Annotated in this window: 21 protein-coding genes; 9 read left to right on the top strand and 12 right to left on the bottom strand. The window is 57.5% G+C overall.

Features of this window, described 5'->3' with window-relative positions; genetic code table 11:
* Positions 1–12: 12 nt before the first annotated feature.
* Both AC0V6Z_RS08320 and AC0V6Z_RS08315 read right to left on the bottom strand, forming a co-directional pair.
* Complete coding sequence (locus AC0V6Z_RS08320; RefSeq protein WP_472638066.1) at positions 13–1,881, bottom strand: DUF5060 domain-containing protein; 1,869 nt, start codon at positions 1,879–1,881, stop codon at positions 13–15.
* A gap of 6 nt (positions 1,882–1,887) precedes the next feature.
* On the bottom strand, positions 1,888–2,385 hold the full coding sequence (locus AC0V6Z_RS08315) for a cupin domain-containing protein (protein WP_472638065.1): 498 nt from the start codon (positions 2,383–2,385) through the stop codon (positions 1,888–1,890).
* A gap of 184 nt (positions 2,386–2,569) precedes the next feature.
* Here AC0V6Z_RS08315 and AC0V6Z_RS08310 point away from each other — a divergent pair, with 184 nt between their 5' ends.
* Entirely contained in the window at positions 2,570–4,231 is a 1,662-nt protein-coding gene (locus AC0V6Z_RS08310; protein WP_472638064.1) for an acyl-CoA dehydrogenase family protein, read from the top strand.
* Positions 4,232–4,239: 8 nt separating this feature from the next.
* On the opposite strand, the gene yaaA is transcribed toward AC0V6Z_RS08310, so the two are convergent.
* From yaaA to AC0V6Z_RS08280, 6 genes are all read right to left on the bottom strand, one after another.
* Entirely contained in the window at positions 4,240–5,025 is a 786-nt protein-coding gene (gene yaaA / locus AC0V6Z_RS08305; RefSeq protein WP_472638063.1) for a peroxide stress protein YaaA, read from the bottom strand.
* Between the two features lie 198 nt (positions 5,026–5,223).
* Positions 5,224–6,459, bottom strand: a complete 1,236-nt coding sequence (gene kynU, locus AC0V6Z_RS08300; RefSeq protein ID WP_472638062.1) for a kynureninase — start codon at positions 6,457–6,459, stop codon at positions 5,224–5,226.
* Positions 6,456–7,094, bottom strand: a complete 639-nt coding sequence (gene kynB, locus AC0V6Z_RS08295; RefSeq protein WP_472638061.1) for an arylformamidase — start codon at positions 7,092–7,094, stop codon at positions 6,456–6,458. The genes kynU and kynB overlap by 4 nt, the downstream gene beginning before the upstream one ends.
* Entirely contained in the window at positions 7,091–8,038 is a 948-nt protein-coding gene (locus AC0V6Z_RS08290) for a tryptophan 2,3-dioxygenase (RefSeq protein WP_472638060.1), read from the bottom strand. Before AC0V6Z_RS08290 ends, kynB begins: the two co-directional genes overlap by 4 nt.
* The gene (gene phhA / locus AC0V6Z_RS08285) at positions 8,035–8,877 is read right to left on the bottom strand and encodes a phenylalanine 4-monooxygenase (protein WP_472638059.1); all 843 of its coding nucleotides are present in this window, start codon (positions 8,875–8,877) and stop codon (positions 8,035–8,037) included. The genes AC0V6Z_RS08290 and phhA overlap by 4 nt, the downstream gene beginning before the upstream one ends.
* Before the next feature lie 4 nt (positions 8,878–8,881).
* The gene (locus AC0V6Z_RS08280; protein WP_472638058.1) at positions 8,882–10,045 is read right to left on the bottom strand and encodes an aromatic amino acid transaminase; all 1,164 of its coding nucleotides are present in this window, start codon (positions 10,043–10,045) and stop codon (positions 8,882–8,884) included.
* Positions 10,046–10,353: 308 nt separating this feature from the next.
* Here AC0V6Z_RS08280 and AC0V6Z_RS08275 point away from each other — a divergent pair, with 308 nt between their 5' ends.
* Together AC0V6Z_RS08275 and AC0V6Z_RS08270 are read left to right on the top strand one after the other, a co-directional pair.
* A complete protein-coding gene (locus AC0V6Z_RS08275) occupies positions 10,354–11,061 on the top strand; it encodes a response regulator transcription factor (protein ID WP_472638057.1) in 708 nt (235 codons plus the stop codon).
* Between the two features lie 3 nt (positions 11,062–11,064).
* Positions 11,065–11,586 (top strand): hypothetical protein, encoded by a 522-nt coding sequence (locus AC0V6Z_RS08270; protein WP_472638056.1) that lies wholly within the window; start codon positions 11,065–11,067, stop codon positions 11,584–11,586.
* On the opposite strand, the gene AC0V6Z_RS08265 is transcribed toward AC0V6Z_RS08270, so the two are convergent.
* The 4 genes from AC0V6Z_RS08265 to AC0V6Z_RS08250 form a co-directional block, all read right to left on the bottom strand.
* Entirely contained in the window at positions 11,583–13,763 is a 2,181-nt protein-coding gene (locus AC0V6Z_RS08265) for a CHASE2 domain-containing protein (RefSeq protein WP_472638055.1), read from the bottom strand. The two genes, AC0V6Z_RS08270 and AC0V6Z_RS08265, sit on opposite strands and share 4 nt — an antisense overlap.
* A 31-nt stretch (positions 13,764–13,794) precedes the next feature.
* Positions 13,795–15,099 carry a FecR family protein gene (locus AC0V6Z_RS08260; protein WP_472638054.1) on the bottom strand — a complete coding sequence of 435 codons (1,305 nt, stop codon included), beginning with the start codon at positions 15,097–15,099 and terminating at the stop codon, positions 13,795–13,797.
* 75 nt (positions 15,100–15,174) lie between these two features.
* The gene (locus AC0V6Z_RS08255) at positions 15,175–15,336 is read right to left on the bottom strand and encodes a CoA transferase (RefSeq protein ID WP_472638053.1); all 162 of its coding nucleotides are present in this window, start codon (positions 15,334–15,336) and stop codon (positions 15,175–15,177) included.
* Positions 15,337–15,514: 178 nt separating this feature from the next.
* A complete protein-coding gene (locus tag AC0V6Z_RS08250; protein WP_472638052.1) occupies positions 15,515–15,958 on the bottom strand; it encodes an Lrp/AsnC family transcriptional regulator in 444 nt (147 codons plus the stop codon).
* 107 nt (positions 15,959–16,065) lie between these two features.
* On the opposite strand from AC0V6Z_RS08250, the gene AC0V6Z_RS08245 reads away from it, so the two are divergent.
* The 6 genes from AC0V6Z_RS08245 to AC0V6Z_RS08220 all read left to right on the top strand — a co-directional run bounded on the left by AC0V6Z_RS08245 (position 16,066) and on the right by AC0V6Z_RS08220 (position 20,073).
* Complete coding sequence (locus AC0V6Z_RS08245) at positions 16,066–17,262, top strand: PrnB family protein (protein WP_472638051.1); 1,197 nt, start codon at positions 16,066–16,068, stop codon at positions 17,260–17,262.
* Between the two features lie 184 nt (positions 17,263–17,446).
* Positions 17,447–18,100 (top strand): cupin domain-containing protein, encoded by a 654-nt coding sequence (locus tag AC0V6Z_RS08240; RefSeq protein ID WP_472638050.1) that lies wholly within the window; start codon positions 17,447–17,449, stop codon positions 18,098–18,100.
* Between the two features lie 22 nt (positions 18,101–18,122).
* Positions 18,123–18,380 (top strand): helix-turn-helix transcriptional regulator, encoded by a 258-nt coding sequence (locus AC0V6Z_RS08235; protein WP_472638049.1) that lies wholly within the window; start codon positions 18,123–18,125, stop codon positions 18,378–18,380.
* Positions 18,381–18,494: 114 nt separating this feature from the next.
* A complete protein-coding gene (locus tag AC0V6Z_RS08230; RefSeq protein ID WP_472638048.1) occupies positions 18,495–19,046 on the top strand; it encodes a carboxymuconolactone decarboxylase family protein in 552 nt (183 codons plus the stop codon).
* Positions 19,047–19,082: 36 nt separating this feature from the next.
* Positions 19,083–19,565 (top strand): YHS domain-containing (seleno)protein, encoded by a 483-nt coding sequence (locus tag AC0V6Z_RS08225; RefSeq protein ID WP_472638047.1) that lies wholly within the window; start codon positions 19,083–19,085, stop codon positions 19,563–19,565.
* Between the two features lie 97 nt (positions 19,566–19,662).
* Entirely contained in the window at positions 19,663–20,073 is a 411-nt protein-coding gene (locus tag AC0V6Z_RS08220) for an MAPEG family protein (RefSeq protein ID WP_472638046.1), read from the top strand.
* The last annotated feature ends 141 nt before the right edge of the window (positions 20,074–20,214 follow it).

The raw sequence follows: 20,214 nt of genomic DNA, 5'->3' as shown, positions 1-20,214 counted from the left end.
GGCACGCAGCAATCATTGCACATCAACCCGGTCCAGGAGAAAAACTCGGTCCTCTTTGATGGATGACCCGATAAGCCTTTTTAGGTCATTTGAACTCGTCAGCTTCGCCGCATGCCTGTCGCCAACAAATATGCCAGCAACGGGATCGAACAAACGCACCCGGTAAAGGCCCGGCACAACCACGTCCTTATCCGGTTTAGGGGCCGCGTCACTCCAATAGATCGCATAGCTGCGTCCCGCGTCAGTCAGGCAATAGGCACCGCCCGCGCATGGCTGCATGTCCCAATATTCAAGGTTCTCTTCAAAGAAGCGCAGCGCGATACGCGTTTGCCGCCACAGCTCGGCGCGGCTGCGCCAATCCTCCGTCGTCAAATCATTGCCATCCTGATGCGCGCCGAAATACCACTCCACTCCAGCGCCCCCGCCCAACAATGTACCCCACAGCGCGTGCTGCCGCAGGCTGTCGTGCACGGGATCGTGCTTGTCAGCCCGCGCGCCGATCTGCCACTCACCAATTTCATCCATGGTGATCGCCCATGACCGCCCCGCCTTGCGCGAGGCCGCGATCCATTTGCGCACCTCAGCATTCACCGTCTCTCGTTTGGAAACCTGAAACGACAGACCAGCCAGCGATAGCTCGCCAAGCAGGGGAGTGAGGATTGTATCCTTATCCGCCCCTTCCGAATGGGTGTGGAGCAGGACCGGATGGCCATAGGGATCATTCGCGGCGATATGCTGCGCCATCGCCTTGCGCTGTGCGTCATTCTGCCCCTCTGGGCGCCAATGAACCGGGCCATTTTCCTCACCCAGATTCCAGAACAGTGCCGGATGATGCGCAAAGCGGGCGATCAACTCGTTCAAATAGAGTTGCCGCTGCGGCCCCGTGTCACCACCATCCAGCAGCAGCTCGTTCTCGGTTTCCTGCAACACAATATGCAAAGCGACGCCGCGCGCCTGCATATGCGCAAAAACTGTCTCCCATTGTGCCAACTTGCTAACATCAAACCGGGCGGGATCATCGGGCGAGGCCCAGGGCCACACGTCCTTGCCATCACCCGCAACATTATAGGTGAGGAAATAGACGGCGTTCATACCTTGATCGGCGAGGTAGTTGACCGCCCCGATCAGGCCTTTGCCTTTGCCGTCCTGCCAGGTGGGATCGCCCGCCCGCCAATCGCGGATGTGCGGGGCGAAACTGTGAATGTCCCCGCCCGCATCCGCCTCACCATCGCGGGCATTATCAGACATGCGGTAGGTGCCATCGAAATCAGCAAATGCGAGCAGGTTTTCCGGACTATTGGCTCCGCCCTTCAGCCACCTTCTGCCGGTCTGTGCGGTGCGGAAATATTGCCCATCTTGGGTAAGCTTTCCAGTCGCGTAGAAACCTGTCGCATCACTCTCTGGCGGTGCAACGGCAAAACGCCCCTGCCATTGGCCGAGGCTTTTGGGTGTGCCCCCTGTAGAACTGGTTGTGCCGGTGGCCAATGCAATATCAGGCCCCTGCTCCAGTCGCGCGGAATAACTCCATTCACCCGGCTCATCCGGCATAAAGCGCGCTCGCCAGATATTGCCACTATCCGCCCCTGTCTCGCCTGCATCGCCATCGGCGGCGAAGAACCCGCGGATCGAAACCACGCGCGTCCCCTTGGTGTAGGTGACGATCAGCCGTGTATCGGTAAAGGGGTTAAGCGCGCCGGTCTCACTCAGTTGCGGCCCGGCGAAATCCAGCGTCACCGGCTGCCACTGCTGATGCACAGCGAGCACTTCCGGTGTAGCAGAGACAGCAGCCGCGTTTTGAAGCGGCGGCGGCGCAGCGCAACCAGAAAGCACCAGCAGACCCGCCGCCATAGCAGCAGCGCGAGTGGCCTGGGCGCTGCGCATTGTCACTTATTCTTCGCCTGCCGCCTCCAGCGGATCAGGCGGTGTTGGCAGCCCAGTAGAATTCCATTTCCAGAACACAAAGGTCAGCGGCGTGTCCCCTGTATTTTTGACGCCGTGCACATCCCACGGCGCGGCGTAGAGCATATCACCCTTGTTTGCGGTGAAGACCTGTTCACCGACGGTCCATTCACCCTGCCCCTCCAGCACCATCAGGAATTCTTCCTCGGCATGGCGATGCGGCGGATGGATTTCGAGACCGGGTTTGATCGTCGCTGTGCCCGACAAAAGATCGCGCGTGCCAGCCGTTGTCCCGGCGAAATATTCGGCAAAGGTGCCCCATTCCTCTTCGGTGGATTTGGCGGTTTGGGTCGTTAGAACAGCGGTCGCCAATAGCGATCCGCCCGCCTCTGCCGGGGCCTCTTCGTTCGGTTCGCTCGCCTGCGGTGCGCCGCAAGCGGCCAGGCTGCAAGCCGCCAACCCGAGTAATGCTGTATGAAACTTCATCAATCCCTCCTCACTTTGGAAATACTGATAACGTTGTCAAAGAGCGCGCGCAAGATCACCTGATACGTGCGAGTAAACATCTGGTGGGCATCCACGATCGACCGGCTGACTTACCTGGCTGCTTCGACTAGCAAAGAGAGAGGACGCTCGCAGGGCGGCACCGGGGCATGATAGGATTGGCCAAATGACGATGGACTGGATTTCTTTGGCTGAAGAGGCAACGCAGGCCGCCCGCTCATACACAGCCGCCGTCGCGGACAAGACCGCCAAAGTCATTGCGCCGGGTGGCTGGGTGGATGCCGCCTTGGCTGAGCGCGAGCAGCGCCTGGTTCACGGCTTTGCCTGGACCTCCACCACGGCTCAAGCGCTGGAGGCGACCGCCGATTGGGCGAAATCGGCGCAGTCTGCAGGCGCATTCCAAGCGGTCGACGAGCTGGTCTTACGCATCGGCTTTGGCGAATATTGCGCTCAATTGGCCAGCGGTATTGTGATGAGCGCCAATGAAGTGATCCGCCCGGCCGAATTTGGCCTGGAGGATGCCGCACACGCCTTCGCAGCCAATCCCGGCACCGCTCGGATGATCGCAGAGGGCAATACGGCAGAGACCCGCGCTGAGCTAACCGAGCGGCTGAGCCAGGGTGAGCGGCCCTACGAAGGGCTGGGCGATGAAACGCTAGACATGATCCGGACGCAATTTCGCGCCTTTACCGCCGACCGGATCACGCCGCATGCCCACGCCTGGCACTTGGCAGATGATCTCATCCCGCTTGAGATTGTAAATGAGATGGCCAAACTGGGCGTTTTCGGCGTGTGCATTGCCGAGGAATATGGCGGACTTGGCCTGGGCAAGCTGGCAATGTCGCTCGTGTCTGAGGAGCTGTCGCGCGGCTGGATCTGTGCCGGATCGCTCGGCACCCGGTTTGAGATTGCGGGCGAGCTGATCGGAGAGAACGGCACGGATGCGCAAAAGGCCGAGCTGCTGCCGCAAATCGCCGATGGGCGGATCCTACCAACTGCCGTTTTCACAGAGCCGGATACAGGCTCAGACCTCGCCTCCGTGCGCACCCGCGCGGCCCGGCAAACGGATGGTAGCTGGCGCATTCACGGGGCGAAAACCTGGATCACCCACGCCGCGCGCGCCGATCTGATGACGGTTCTGTGCCGCACCAATCCGGATGAACCCGGTTATGGCGGGCTATCCATGCTGCTCGCGCGCAAGGCACGCGGCACCGACGCAGCGCCCTTCCCCGACGCGGGTCTCGATGGCAGCGAGATCGAAGTTCTCGGCTATCGCGGGATGAAGGAATATGCGCTGGGCTTTGACAATTTCGCCGTCGAAAAGGCCGCCCTGCTCGGCGGGGCAGAGGGCCAGGGCTTCAAGCAATTGATGCGCACCTTTGAGGGCGCCCGCATTCAAACCGCCGCCCGCGCCATCGGCGTTGCCTGGAACGCCTTTGACCTCGCGCTCAGCTATGCATTGGGACGCAAGCAATTTGGCAAATGCCTCACCGCCTTTCCGCGGGTCGCGGATAAGCTAGCGATGATGGCAGCAGAGACGGTTATGGCGCGCGAGCTGACCTATTCGGCCGCCCGTCACAAAGATCTGGGCGAGCGCTGCGATATCGAAGCGGGCATGGCGAAACTGCTCGCCGCGCGCGTGGCCTGGGCCAATGCGGATAACGCGCTGCAAGTGCATGGCGGCAATGGCTATGCGCTGGAATATCCGATCAGCCGGGTGTTGTGTGACGCGCGCATTCTCAACATTTTTGAAGGCGCTGGCGAGATCCAGGCTCATGTGATCGGGCGCGGCCTTGTGGCCAACAGGCTTAAGGACGCCTCCAACTAAGCTAGCCGTTATTTCTTCACTGGTGGCTGCTCGCGCGTGAACACCAGCTCGCCCTCGCTGGAAGCCGCCGCATCATAGGCATAACCCTCGGCGTTGAAGTCCTTGAGACCTTCCGCCCGGTCGATCCGATTATCCATGATCCAGCGCGCCATTAGCCCGCGCGCGAATTTGACGTGATACATCAGCCGCCGTGCCTCACCATCCTTCACATTGAGGAAGCTCGCGGTGACCACGGGCGCCCCCAGCGCGCTTTGATCAACCGCCTTGAAGTATTCATTCGACGCCAGATTGACGACGGTCTGATCGGCGTGATCCGCAAGATCGCTATTCAGTGTCTCAGCGATCCGGCTGCCCCAGAAATCATACAGCGATTTGCCGCGATCATTGACCATCTTCGTGCCCATTTCCAGGCGATACGGCTGGATCGCATCCATAGGTCTCAGCAAGCCATAAAGGCCCGATAGAATGCGCATATGCTCCTGAGCATAGCTGAGCGCCGCCTCATCCATGCTGCTCGCCTCCAGCCCCCAATAAACATCGCCGTCAAAGGTCAGACCCGCAGGCTTTGCCGAATTGCTGCGCCCTTCCAGGTCGAACACGCGAAAGCGCTCTTCATTCAGCTCAGCCAGCTTGTCCGAAATATGCATCAGGCGTTTGAGATCGGCGGCGGATTGCTGCTTTGCAACGCGGGCAATCTCACGCGTATCCTCGACTAGGCGCGGCTGCGTAATCTCCAGGCTGGTGTCCAGCGGATCAAAGTTCAGCTTCTTAGCAGGCGAAAGCAAAGTGATCATCGGTCGTTATGTCCTATCAGCATTGGCGGCGGGAATGCGCGCATACAAAGGCTGGAATGCGTGTGGAAATGTGGGGACGATGAAACAGCTTTAAACACCTGATGGCAAGCGATGATGCGCGGCAATCATCGGCAAATTTGCGGCCACACAGATCGATTGCCTCGCTTAATTGGCTGCGCGCCTGGGCCGATGCGCGTTTTAGGTGACCGCTGACATCGCGTGGAACTCTGGTCTGTCCCAGCTACGCGTCTCGCAAATCTCGCTGAGGCGGCGGACCGCCTCGACGATGTCTGCATAACGCAAGTACAGCGGGGTCAGGCCCAGCCGCAGCACATCCGGTGCACGGAAATCGCCGATCACATCGCGGGTCTTTAGTGCCTGCGCAATCGCATAGGCATTTGGGTGCGAGAAAGAGACATGGCTGCCGCTTTCCTCCCGGTTTTGCGGGCTGACCAGCTCAAAGCCATATTGCGCGCACAGCGGCTCCATCTGCTCAATCAGCAGCTCGGCGAGCGCAACCGATTTCGCCCGGACATCGCGCATGTCCGCCTGTGCGATCAGATCAACACCAGCTTCCAGCGCGGCCATTCCCAGCACCGGCGGCGTGCCGCACAAGAAGCGCTCAATTCCGCTGGCCGCATCATATTTCTCTTCAAAGGCAAAGGGGCGCGCGTGGCCAAACCATCCGGCCAGCACAGCATCGGCGTGATGATGGCGCTGCGCGACATAGATGTAAGCGGGCGCGCCCGGCCCGCCATTCAAGAACTTATAGCCGCAACCGATCGCGAAGTCCGCTCCTGAGCCGTTGAGATCCACTTCAATCGCGCCGGTCGAATGGCTGAGATCCCAGATCACGAGAACACCATGCTTGTGCGCAGCCGCATTGATCGCCGCCATATCGCGCATCGCGCCGGTCTTATAATGCACCTGCGTCAGAAGCAGTACGGCAACGTCGTCATCCAAGCGGTCAAGCACGTCGTCAGCAGGCACCGCAAGCGAGCGCACTCCGCCACCACTGAGCCGCTCCAGCCCCTGCATCATATAGTGATCGGTCGGGAAATTACCTTCCTCTGTCAGGATCACAGAGCGTCCCGTTTGCAAGGACAATGCCGCACCCAGAGCCTTGAAGATGTTCACCGATGTGCTGTCCGCGGCGATAATTTCCCCCGGATTTGCGCCGATCAGTGCGGCAATCTTGTCGCCGATCCGTCGGGGCGCGTTCACCCAATCCGCGCCCAGCCACGAGGTGATCAGGCCCTCGCCCCATTGCTCGCTGACCGCATCCTGCATGGCCTTGATCGTCGCCTTGGGCAGGGCACCAAGCGAATTGCCATCGAGGTAAATCAGGCCATCGCGCAACTGGAATTGATCGCGAAACCCACGCAATGGATCATTCGCGTCGAGCGCGGCAACCTGATCGGTCACAGATGTCATGCCGCCAGCTCCCTTAGTATCGCGCGCACCGGGCTGGCATCGGCCCCGGCAATCGCCAGCGGAAGGGCGATCAGCTCATATTGACCGGGCGGCACATCGTCGAGCACCAGCCCTTCCAAAATCCGCATATCGCCTGCGCGCACTTCGTGATGGGCGTCCATCGTCTTCGAGGTTTCCGGGTCGAGCGAGGGCGCATCGGTGCCGATCAGACGCACTCCAACCTCACGCAGACGCGCAATCACCCGGGCATCAATCGCGGTGAAGTTGGAATCCCAGACCTCATGCGGAAAGCGTTCATAAGTGCGCATGATCACGCGGCTCTCACCCGCAATCGCCTGCCAATCCAGGTCATCTTCCTGCACACTGCCACTGGCATGGCGCGCGTCCACCACAAGGCATGGGCCAAGATATGGCTCAAGATCGCATTCATCGCTCGCAATACCCACCGGATCATAGTGAAGCGGCGCATCGCCATGTGTGCCAGTGTGCAAAGGCAGCGACAGTTCCCCGATGTTCACCGGGCAATCCGGCCCGATCTCGACATTGCGCTTGATCGCAACCGGTGGCTCGCCCGGCCACAGCGGGATGCCAGCATGAATACGTTGAGAGATGTCCCAGATCCGGCGCCCACTCATGAAACAGGACACTGCGAATAATCACCACCCTCTTTCGGGGCATTCATGCGCGTGCGCATCGACCACAGCTCTGGGAAGAAATTGAGATCGAGCGCTTTGACGAGGTAATTGACGCCAGACGAACCGCCCGTCCCATGCTTGTGCCCAATCACGCGAGAGACGGTTTTCATGTGCTTGAACCGCCATTCCTGGAAGTAATATTCAAGCGCTGTGACCTTCTCGCCGAGGGTATACAGCTCCCAATGCTGATCCGGGTTGCCGTAGATTTTCAGCCATGCGTCTTCAACGGCATCGCTCGGCTCATAAGGCTCGCTCCAATCACGCTCTAGCCTGCCCTCAGGAATATCGAGCCCGCTGCGTGCCAGCGCTGCCAGCACCTCATCATAGAGCGAGGGTTCCTCCAGAACCTGCGTGAGCCTCTCAGTCGCCTCGCCATTGTCGTGGTGGACCAAAATCAGGTCCGGGCGTTTGAGGCCCAGCAGAAATTCCAGCTCGCGATACTGGTGCGATTGGAAGCCTGATGCCTTGCGCAGGAACCCGCGAAAGGTCAGGAAATCATGTGGGGTTAGGGTCGCCAACACCTCCCAGCTATGGATCATATGGCGCATGATGGTCGCGGTCCGGTCGAGCGTCTTGCCCGCCCTGCCCAGCTCGTCTGCGCGCAGGGCAGAGATCGCCTCGCGCACCTCATGCAGCATCAACTTGATCCACAGCTCCATGGTCTGATGCATGATAATAAATAGCATCTCATCCGGCTCGTCTGACACCGGGATCTGGCTGCTGAGTAATTGATCGGTCTGCAAATGCCGACTGTATGTGAGGCCCTTATCCCACTGGATCGTCTCGCCTTGGATCGCCGCTTCAAAGGTCTCCACGCCGTCCTCGATTCGGCGCGTGATCGGCGAACCATCGGGCAAGTCGCTGCCTGGCTTCTTGTCGCTCATGCCCCGCTCACCTCAAACTCAACATCACTCGGATCGCACTCGCCCGGCGTTAGGATTTTCAAGTCCTTCAACTCGTCATAGACGGCGCCAAGGCTGGTCGTTTCCATTTCTTCCAGCAAAGCTGCAAAGCTCTCAATCACGAAATAGGTCGGCTGAAACGTATCAAACGGATAATCCGTGCGCATCATACGCGGCAGATTGAACTGCAGTCTGCGCGCGATGTCACCGCTCACCGCATGAACCGTCTCAGCATAACTGGACAGCAGACCCGCGCCGTAAGCCTTCACTCCGGCGCCCTCATGGATCAGGCCAAACTCGACCGTATGCAGATACAGCCGACCAAGCAGATCAGACACGCCCTTGTTTTTCGCGCGCAGCCCAGCGCGGCCATAGGCGGCCATGAAATCGCCAAAGGTGCGATCGACGAACATTGGCAGATGGCCAAAGACATCGTGAAACATATCCGGCTCGTCATTGTAATCGAGCGATGAATGCTGGCGCAGGAAGTTTGAAACGGGAAAGCGGCGCTGCGACAAATGTTTGAAAAACACATCGGTGGGGATGACCCCAGGAACAGCAATCGCCTGCCAACCGGTGGCCGCAAGGAAACGCGGGTTAAACTCGGCGTAGTCCGGGATGCCATTTTCCGCGAGCTGCAAGGCGGCAAGGCCGTCTAGGAATGCCTCGGACGCCAACCCTCGCAATCCGGCCGATTGCCGGGTGACGAGATCGCGCCAGCGCGCGTGATCTTGATCAGAAAACTGCGCCCAATCCTGCGCAATCGTCCAATCCTCGGCAGCGCCCGCTGGCGGTGTGTCATTGATAAGAAGCTGTTCCATGCGTTCAGATCAGCCCTTCTAGAGCAGACACAAATCGCGGCGCAGTGACCGAAGACAATCCAGCGAGATTGATCCGCCCGGTAGGCGGCATATAGATGGCATGATCCTCAGCCAGGCGGTCAGTTACCGCGGCGTCGATCGGAAGCAGTGAAAAAATACCTTTGGTCTGCCAAATGGTGGCAAGTGCCGGATTGGAGCCGCTCAATTCGCGAATCTGGGTGCGCAGCTGAGTCATACGAGCACGCATTTCACCTAGTTCATCGCGCCAAGCCTGAGCAAGCGCACTATCTGCCAGAATTGTTCCGATGACCTGCGCTCCATGCGCAGCGGGCGCAGAGTAATTTACCCGCGCGAGACTCTCTGCATTGGCCTGAACACCGGCGGCAATATCTGCCGAAGGGCATTTGGCAAACAACACGCCGATACGGTCACGATATAATCCGAACGCCTTTGATCCAGACATCGTCAGGAAACACTCAGGCGTATCCATCAGCAATCCCCTCAGCCTGGCAAGGTCAGCATCCAGTTCGTTGCCGAGCCCATAATACGCCGCATCAATCAGCGGGACGACACCCTTTCTGCCTGCGGTCTGAATGATCTCATCCAGAGCATTATCGCTCAAGTCGAGCCCGGTTGGATTGTGGCATGGGCCGTGAAGGATCAAGACATCGCCCGGCTGCGCGGCATCAATCGCGGCAAGCGTATTTGCCGCACTCGCAGCACCATTGTCTAAATAGTCATAAGTGCGGACAGGAATGCCGAGACGGTTGCAGATGCCTTGATGATTGGGCCAGCTTGGAACGCCCAAATGGACCGTCAACGAAGGGTTTGCCGCCTGCGCCAATTCCAATGCGAGCCGCACGCCGCCGGTACCGCCCACCGATTGCACCTGCGCAATATCTGATGGCAATACCTCCTGAAACAACAGCTTACTCATCCCGGCAAGAAAGCCGGGCTCACCCGCAAGCGGCAAATAGGCTTTGCTATCATTAGTCTTGGCCAGCCTCTCTTCCGCCTCACGTACGCAAGCCATAACCGGCGATTTTCCGCTTTCATCTCGGTAAACGCCCACCCCCAGGTCGAGCTTATCAGCGCGTTGATCGGCCCGAAATGCGTTGGCCGTCCGGTACAAAACGTCAAGCTCAGGTGCCTGGAGTTTTTCGAGCATGAAAATGAAGCCTTATTGTTGAATGGGTCATGACAAGCGAGACATGCACATCTAAGCAACCCCACTAATCGGTGTTAAGCTGATCAATTGCGACAATTTTCCGTGACAGACAAACATTTTGCCATGAAGCCGCGATCCGCTGATCGTCCGTCTCTAAGACTGGGAATGATGGCAGTCTACACAGCGCCAAACAAGCCTCGTCCCGCCAAATACAATCGGTCAAACCCAATAATCGAGAATGTCTATGGATTACACAAATCGTGTGATAGCAAGTTATTGAGGCCAATAGTTTGAGAGGGAACTAGCATATGCGCGTGGCTCTAGCAGATGATGAAAAGGAACTGCTCGAACAGGTTTCGGCCATTGTAGTGGGTGCGGGGCACGAAGTGGAAACATTTCTCGATGGCTCTGCCCTGCAACGGGCGCTGCAGCGCGAAACCTACGACATAGTGCTGCTGGATTGGAACATGCCAGGCTTGACCGGACCAGAGGTCGTCAGCTGGGCAGCGGAGAACATGGACACGCCGCCGCCATTCATCGTGATGACCAGCCGCGCGGCGAAAGAAGACGTGGTTCACGGTCTGGAAGCTGGCGCGGTGGACTATATCATCAAGCCGGAATCCGACGAAGTGATCAAAGCGCGGATGGAAGCCGCTGCTCGGCGCAACGAGACCGCCAAGCCAGACACACAAGCCAGCTACGGCAAATATTCGCTCGACCGCAAAGCGAAAGCGATAACCGTTGATGGCGAGGACGTGCAGGTTACCTCTCGCGAGTTTGATTTGATTGATCTGTTCTTCCGGAACTTTGACCGCCCTCTCTCACGCGGCTATCTGCTGTCAAAGGTTTGGGGCGGCAATGCCGACCTCGAAACACGCACGGTGGATGTTCACATCTCACGGCTTCGCGCCAAGCTGAAACTGGAGCCAGCCAATGGCTTTGTGATCAGCACCGTTTTTGGATTTGGGTACCGGATGGATGCGTATAATGATGATGAGTCCTCCGATGAAGAGTGAGATATGATCCGCAATCAACGGTTCCTCAGCAGCACAGTTTTGGCCGCATCTTGCGGCCTCGCCGCCGCTTGCGCGGTAACAGAAGCGCCGCAGATCAGCTCTAGCACCGGCGCTGCTCCGCGGGCGCAATCTGTGCACCTGCTCGAACCGGACAAGGATCAGGCGCAGCTGCTCGCCCTGCATTCAGCCTTAAAAGAAAGCTTGGCTGGTAAAGGCATCCTCTTGGCAGAGGACGCCGATGTCGTGGCTGAATTGGGCATATCTCAGCGCCCAGCCACCCTGGGTGTATTTGCCGGTGAAGCCGGAGCAAATACAGAGCCGCCCCGCCCTGTTGCCGAGCCTCGCAAAGCAAGATTGCTCGACCTTTGCGAGGCTGTAGCAGTGGAGGCGAACCTGGCCCTGTTTGACCGGGCGAGTGGTGAATTGGTCCAGCAGAGCAAGGCACAGGGCACCATTTGCGAAGGCAAAGAGCCGCCAATGGATGAGTTTGCCGAAGTTCTGGTGAGCAAGCTTACCAGCGATTAGTCGCTGATCATCTGCTCGCAATTCAAAGTGATTTCGAACGAAGTTCCGCCATCCGATTTGGTGCGCACTCTGATCTCTGCCCCGTGCTCGTCGACCACCTTCTTTACATAAGCGAGACCTAAACCAGCGCTGGGCCCTGCCCCCTTTGTGCGCGCGCCAAAACGAGCAAAGGGATTGCTTACGCGTTCGGGCGGCAGACCAGGGCCTTCGTCGGCGACCTCGATCACCGGGCTGCTGTTCTCATCGCTCTTCAAAGCCACTTTGACAGTTTCGCCCTTGGACGAAAATTTGAGCGCATTGCCGATCAGATTGTCAATCGCGCGCGACAGCGAATAAGCCTCCACCATGCAGAACACCGGGTCCATCGGCAGGCTGGTTTCCAGCTTGATATTCTTACGTTTGGCCAGTGGATAGGCGCGGTCTGACGCCTCGTGCAACAGAGCACCAATATCGGTCTCGACCGGCTCAATGCCTTCATATTCCAACCGGGCGATCTGCACAAAATCATCGGTCAGCTTCAGCGTGCGGCGCGCTTGGCTCTCAATTCGCTCCATGCGTTCGTCCTCAGGCAGGTGTTTGCCCGCTGCCCCGACCAGACCCACAATCGCGGCCTGTGGAGATCGCATATCGTGCGAAAGAAACTCCAGCATCTCGCGGCGCTGCTGCTCGCTCTCGCGGATCTTGGTGATGTCGCGCATGGTGATAATTTTGGTCTGCTCGTCGATCTCAACCTCTGATGATGCGACCAGAAACTCCCGTCCATCCGCGGTAGTGATCTCTTCCATCTTGGTGTCGAACTGTGCGCGGTTTTCTGCCAGCAGTTGGAACAAGGTCAGGCCAGACCAGTCTGTCTCCTCACCAAAGATAGCCACCGCCTGCTCATTCATCAGAACCGCGCGGTCCTCTGCATCGAACACCATCATGGGGTCGGGCGAGGCCGACAGCGTCTTGCGCAGGAAGGCCAGCCGTTCTCGGGTCGCCCCGATCAAATTGCGCATCAGGGATACCTGGCGCGCAACCGTGTCAAAGCCGGAGCTGCCATCGGCCACCTCTTTGCCTGCACGCGGCATAAGCGCCTGCGCCTCAACCTCCAGAAACCGGCTGACCGCGCTGAGCCGCCGCCAACCCCACAGCGGATAGGCAACGACCACGCCCAGGATCGCGGGGAATACGGGCATCCATTGCCCAGACACGACCAACGCGGTGGACAACGCCACCAGCGCAGCGATCAGCGCCAGCGACAGCCGCAATCCCCAAACGGGGGGCAATTGCCAGAAGGTAAGAAACAGCAACGCAATCGCCACGATCAGTGCGCCGCCAACGATCCAATCGTCCAGCTCGGTAATCAGTTCGTTTTGCAGAATGGCGCTCAAAAGATTGGCCTGCATTTCAACACCGCTCATGATCCGCCCAGCATGATCTGCCACGGTATAGCGGTCTCCCAATCCTTGCGCGGTGGAGCCTATCAGCACGATCTTATCAGCCAGAAACTCGCGGGAGGCCTGGCCAGACACTACGTCGCCAGCAGAATAGCTCACGAACGAGCCATAAGGATGCATGGGTACAATCGGCTCGGCAGTGTCTCGCGGCAATTCTAAGGCTTCCGCATCGGCGCTCAGGGCTGCGACCTTGGCCAGATGGTCATATTGCTGGCCGCCAGCTTCAAATTCTAGCGCGAAGCGGCGCACCACGCCGTCACTGTCCGCACCAACGGAAACATGCCCAATATCCTGCGCGGCGTTGGCTAACTCAGGGATTGGAAATACCGGGGCCGGATCGGTCGATGCGCCCAATGACCGGGCGAATGCATGGGCCAAGATCACATTGCCAGCCTCCGCGACAGCGCGGCTCAATTGCGCGTCGCTCTCTGCCTGGGTCGGGTCGACAAACAGAATATCGACCACGGTCAGCTTTGGACCATAGGTCGCCAATTGATCGACCAGTTCTGCATGGCGCGCCCGGTCCCACGGCCAATTGCCGATTTCCGACAAAGCGCGGTCGTCAATTTCGACAATGACGATCTCGTCCGATGGCTCTGCCAGGCGGTATTGCGAGGCAAAATCGAGCAGGCTGTAATCGATCCGGTGTGTCCATTCCTGCTGCCAGGCGGTCAGCACCAAGGCGATGGTCGCGCCAAACAGCAGCAGCCATTCGCCGAACAGACGAAAGTTCTTCATGCGCGCGCTCGCCTGTACTGCAAGAACCGGCTCACTCGGTTACAGACAGCTCTTGCGTCGGGCTCCACACCTTTATGACGTCGCCTTCATCAATTTCGAATGTCGCCACACGCCAACGATAATCTCCATTCTCAAGGTTGGAGATGATAATGGCAGAATTTTCGAGCGCGACTTCGTCGACCAGCAATTGGCCCGGCGTCTTTGCATTCCAAAGCTGGAAAGCGCTGAGAGTATCGCCGCTGCCCTGCGTGCGCCAGGCGAATTTGAACGCATCGTCGAATGGCGATGGTTCGACCCCGCCCTCCACGCCTGCACGCTTGCGGCGGAAAGAGAATGTTCGCGACAGCCCTTCAAGGCCCGAGGCAGAAATCGCCCGGGAACGCACGAAATAACGGCCATCTTCAAGGCCATCAAAACTGGCAAGCGGCTCATTGCCGAGCCGCTCAGTCACCACTTCGACAAAGCCGGCATCCTTGGCGATTTGCGTGCGATAGCCCGCCGCCCCGCTCAGCTCATTAATCGCGAACTCGACCATTTCGGTAGTTTGGATCCGGCCTGGATCGACCAGTTCTGGCGCAGCAAGCAGGCGCTCCTGCGCGCCCAATTGATCTTTGGCTGAGGCAACACCGAAACCAGCAGCAGTCGCAGCCTCGTTCTCGCCCGCACTAACCGCGACTTCGCCTTCTAGCACTTCGGTCAGGCTGACCTCTCCATTCGGCTCAAACCCGACGCGAAATTCTGTGCCGCGTACTGCTGTCACCGCCAAAGGCGTGCCGATCCGATAACGTCCCTGACCGTTCACTTTGGGCGCGATCACCTCACTACGCCCCTTTAGAACCTTTATCTGGACATCAATCTGACCATTGATGAGATAGCGGCGCGCATCGACAATACGCACCCGAGAATTGGAGGGGATGGAAAGGCGCGAATTACCATCGCCGGAAAACGCCGCAAAGCTGTTTGCGCTGGTGGTGATCTCTGCGCCCTCGCGTACAGACAAGCCAACGCGAGGTGCGACATTGCGGCCACGCGTGGTTAGGCTGACGCTGCCTGAAAAGCTCTGCAGGGTCAGCGGAACCGGGCGATATTTCAACAGGCTACGCGGGATCTTTAAGGTCTGTCCCACCTGCATCAACCGAGGGTTCCTAACCCCATTGGCGCGGCGAACACGCTCCAGCGCGGCCGGGTTGACCAGATAACGCTTGGTCAGCTCGTACAAAGTGTCCGACGGCTTCACCACATAGCGGATCTCGCCCTCGGGCGCGGCAACGGCTTGGGTCGTCGCCGAGGCGAAAAACGCCCCCGCAATCAATATTTTCAGCGCAGCGTGCTTCATGCAAAATCCTCCGATCCTTCAGGTATAACACCTTGAAGGGCCGCGAAACCAGTATCGGCTCGCCGCAATCAAATTTTACATGTTTTGAGCGGTGCGAAAGCGCGGAAAGGCATTCTGCATCTTCAGCTTGCCGCGACCCTCGGTTTCTCGCTCGATGATCGCCTCGCGCTCTTTGAAATGTGGGTCCTCCAGCATGTCTTTCGCGGTGTAGACCCGGCCTGCCGCGATCTTTACCAACCATGCTCAACCGCGAGCACCTCAACAAGGTGATCCCGGCGTTCGAGTTTGGTGGATCCTTCATCTAGTGACCAGACCGCCCGTTGATGGATTAGGTTCATCGAGCTCGACGCTTAATGACGTCGCTCTTTAAAGCAGCCGCTTGAAACCACTTGGCCGCTATTGATCGCTGCGAACGCTAGGCTCTCATATCTTTCGATGATCCAAGGCTGATATGTGAGGTTATACGGGCGACTTGTGGCAGAATGCCCAGCGTATCAGCGTGAAAGGATTTATAGCGCGCCAAACTGCCGACTTCGACCCGCAGCAGATACTCCACTGATCCAGTAATATTGTGACATTCGCGGACCTCATCGGCCAGCTCCATCGCGACTTCGAACTCTTTTGCATCCTTGGCAAGATGGGCGGAAAGCCCAACCATAACGAATACTGTGATCTCTCCGCCTAGCCTGTGCCGGTCTAGGATCGCGCGATAGCCCTTGATGTAGCCACTCTGTTCCAACTCTTGAGTTCTGCGCAAACAGGCAGAGGCAGAAAGGCCAACTTTGTCCGCCAGATTGGTATTGCTGATTCGGCCTTCACATTCCAAAATGCGCAATATTTTCTCGTCAATCTGATCCATTACACAATTATTCACTGTTATAACGCGATTTGTCAATGTGATTTGCAACCATTCGCATCGAATTGCACGTTATTGTTGTGTCCAATTAAAACAATGGGAAATCAAGAATGGCGAACACATCCAATTCCAACCTCGCGATCAAACCGCTTAGCGAATATGACATGTCTACAAACGGTGGTTTCTTGTGCCGATATGACGCCGCAAAGGTCGAACTAACAGGTGCTTGGGGCGATGCCGCATCTGTGGCTCGCAAGCTCCCGCAAGTCTTACCTTCGAACCGTGTGCGCGCCTTTCTTCAGTCATGCCTCCCGCACCCAGAGGACCTCTCAGACGTGTCCGCTCTAACCGATGCACAGGCGCGCATGGCGACGGTGCATTACACCTTCATGGTGCAATCCTATATCTGGGGCGAGACGGCCCACACGGACCGGCTCCCCGCTGCTCTGGCAGTGCCGATGGTCACGCTGGCTGACCGATTGGGGCAGCAGCCGCTGCTGACCTATGCCTCTTATGTTCTGGACAATTGGGCTTTGATCGATCCGTCTAAGCCATTGGGACTCGACAATATCCAGATGATCCAGAATTTTCTTGGAGGTCAGGATGAGGCGTGGTTTGTATTGGTGCATGTGGCGATCGAAGCGCGCGCAGGCGAAGTCTTCGCACGCTTTGCAGACATTCATGAAGCCGCCACCCGCAAAGACACAGCGGTTGCACGCGAACTGCTTGAGAAAACAGCCGAGACTTGGTCGCAAATCAACGCGCTGTTTGATAGAATGCCGGAACGGTGTGATCCCTATATCTATTTTGAGCGGGTCCGGCCCTACATTCATGGTTGGAAGGACAATCCCGCCCTTCCCAATGGGGTGATTTACGAGGGTGTTGAGCGCTTTGGCACAGCGGCACAGGCCTATCGCGGGCAAACAGGATCGCAATCCTCAATTGTCCCAAGCATGGATGCGTTGCTGGGTGTGGGACATGCTGCTGATCCACTGCGAGCGTTTCTAGATCAATTGCACGCATATCGTCCCCAGCCTCATCGCCGGTTTGTCGATGACGTGCGTTCAAACAGCGGGCTACGTGGATTTGTCGAAGATGCAGGTTCAGCTGCGCTAACCGACGCCTACAACGCCAATATTCAGGCCGTGGCCGATTTTCGAACGCGCCATCTCGAATATGCCGCCAGTTACATCAACAAGCAGGGTAAGCGGAACGCTGGCAATGATACGGAGGTTGGCACTGGAGGCACCCCGTTTATGCGTTATCTCAAGAAGCACCGTGATGAGACACAGGCAAACCTGCTGTAGCCCAATTGGCATAACGCGCCGTGACACGACCGGGATCAAGGCTGTTGCTGGCTCAATTGGAGGCACCAGGAAAGCTGGGTTGCAGTAGAATATTGGCACCTTCGGACGATTGGCAAACTTATTTGATGTGACAGTCAAATTTCACTGGGTAGTCGGACGCTGTGCATTTTCGTATGCTGCCGACATGGATATTCTCGACGACGTTCTCGATACGCTTGACCTTAAGGGCGCGCTCTACTTCCGCACAGATTTTTCGGGAGCTTGGTCGGTCACCGTACCGGTACTCCCGGGCGCCGCTCGATTTCATCTGGTGGTCCAAGGCCAATGTACGGTCACGCTTCCCAACAAAGAGCCGTGGGTGCTCAGCCCCGGTGATTTGATCCTGATCCCGCGCGGCCAAACGCATATTCTGTCTGACACGCCAGTGGAAACGGCTCCGCCGCTCGAAACAGTGCTGGACCAGGTCGGATATGACGGGAACGGTTTTCTGAAGGTTGGTGATGGCGATGCCAATGCGAGCACGCAATTGATCTGCGGCCACTTCACATTCCGTCAGAAAGCCGATCATGCGATGCTGCGTGCGATGCCGGAAACACTGCTGACCACCTCTTCAATGCGGGCGAAGAACCCATGGTTAGACGACATACTGCGGTTGATCAGCCGCCATATGCTGTCCGACAAATCCGGGCTGGAGGCGTCGGTCAGGCGTTTATCGGAAGTGATGTTCATCGAATTGATGCGGATCGGGATTGAATCTGGGGAGCAAGGTGGGATCCAGCTAGGCACTAAGAGGCTTTCAGGACCCCCAGATCGGGCGTGCCCTGGCGATTATTCATAAAGAATTGTCGGACCCCTGGACCGTGAACAGCCTAGCGCATGAGGTGGGGATGTCGCGCAGCAGTTTCGCAGAGAAGTTTGCTGAATTGATGGGGCAAGGACCGATGTCCTACCTGTCGGATTGGCGACTGCAAAAGGCACTAGCCTTGCTCGAAACAGGTACGGAAAATGTTCAGCAAGTTGCGACTCAGACGGGATACCGTTCGCCCGCGGCATTCACACGCGCCTTTGCCACAAAATTTGGTGAAACACCGACACACTATCGGAAATCCATGACCTAAATTTGCATATCGTCCGGATGAATTTGCATTCTGTCGCGATTTAATCGCGTAGTATTGTCATATCGTCCGATCCGAGCAAATCCGCTCCATCGTCAAACTAACGAAGGAGCAAACATGTCACGCATACCACCAATCACTTCGGAACAAGCCGATCCAAAGGCCGCCGAACTTCTCGGCAACGTAAAGTCTAGCCTGGGGATGGTGCCCAATATCTTTGGCACGATGGCAAACGCCCCATCGTTGCTGGAGGGATATCTGGGCCTCTCAGGTGCGCTCGGCGCCTCCAGCCTCTCAGGCAAGCTCAATGAACAGATCGCTCTCGTCGTCGCTGGCGCCAATCAGTGCGATTATTGTGCATCGGCACACACGGCACTCGGCGGAATGGCCGGTGTTGATGCCGACGAAATGGCCCGCAACCTTTCCGGTCAATCGGATGATCCTCGCACACAATTGGTGCTCAATTTTGCCTCAGAGATCGTCAGTACCAAAGGCCACGTGAGCGATGATCGCATCGCAGAGCTGCGCGAAAACGGCTTTTCTGACCGTGAGATGCTGGAAATTTTTGGTCAAGTCATGGCTAATATTTTCACAAATTATTTCAACCACTTGGCTGAAACTGAAATCGACTTCCCAGTCGTGACAACCCCGGCTGCACAAGCTGCCTAACCCCCATCAAAACCCAACAGAAGAGAAGGAAATATCATGCTTAAACAAACCCTTATTGCATCACTTGTTGCTGCTACAGCTTTAACCTCGGGCGTCGCTATCGCTGCTGATGAATACAATGTGTCGGCAGGGCTAACCGCAGCCAATGCGCCACTTGGCCTACACGGCGTTGACACCGTGGCCTTCATTAGCACGGGTAACCGCATCCAGGGCGCGGCCAGATTTGCCGCTGTTCATGATGGCGTTGCATATTATTTCGCCACCCAGGAAAACCTGGACGCCTTCAACGCAAACCCAGCCAGCTATATCCCACAGAATGGCGGATTCTGCACCTTTGGCGTAGCGGTAGGCAAGAAGTTCGATGGCGATCCCCGCTGGGCTGATGTCCGCGATGGCAAACTCTACGTTTTCCTGAACGAGGCCATCTTCAACGCATATCAAAAAGACCCAGAGGGAACGATCGCCAAGGCAGAAACCAATTGGCAGCAAATTCGCAGCACAGCGGCCACCGACTTGTAAACCCGATCGGATTTGAGGAGGGGCGATGCTCCTCCTCATTCATGTTCGACTGCGAACACTGAACTGATTGATAAACGACCTGAGGAGGGTCGATCCAATGGAAACTGCATACACATATCTCGCATTAAGCGGCATTCTCACCGTCCTGTTGTGGGTGCCGTATATCACTGCACGTCTGTTTATCTGGGGCCTGCCAACCTTCTTGCATAACTATCCTGAAGGTTTCCCAGCCAGGGAGCCCGAAACACCATTGTGGGTTGATCGGGCAAAGCGCGCGCACCTCAATATGGTGGAGACCATGCCAGCGTTTATCGCTGTGGTCGTTGCAGCAGGACTGATTGGCGACGCATCCACGGCGAGCACAATTGGAACATGGGCGTCCGTGTTCTTCTTTGCCCGGATCGCACATGCGGTGGTTTATATACTGGGTGTGCCAGGCCTCCGGACCCCGGTCTATTTGGTGTCTTGGGCCGCCATCTTGGTGATCGGTTTCACGGCCATCGGCTAGGCATCCGCATTGCACTTGGTGAGGGTCTGGCGGTTTGGAACCCGGTTCCTGATCGATCGGCTGCTCAGGCGAGCCCATGACTCTCGCCAAGACATGCAACAGTCAATCCCATGACGCATTCCAGGACTCAGTCCCAAAGGT

The sequence above is a fragment of the Erythrobacter sp. SN6-5 genome (assembly GCF_057364945.1).
This window is presented reverse-complemented; position numbering and strand designations above follow the sequence as displayed.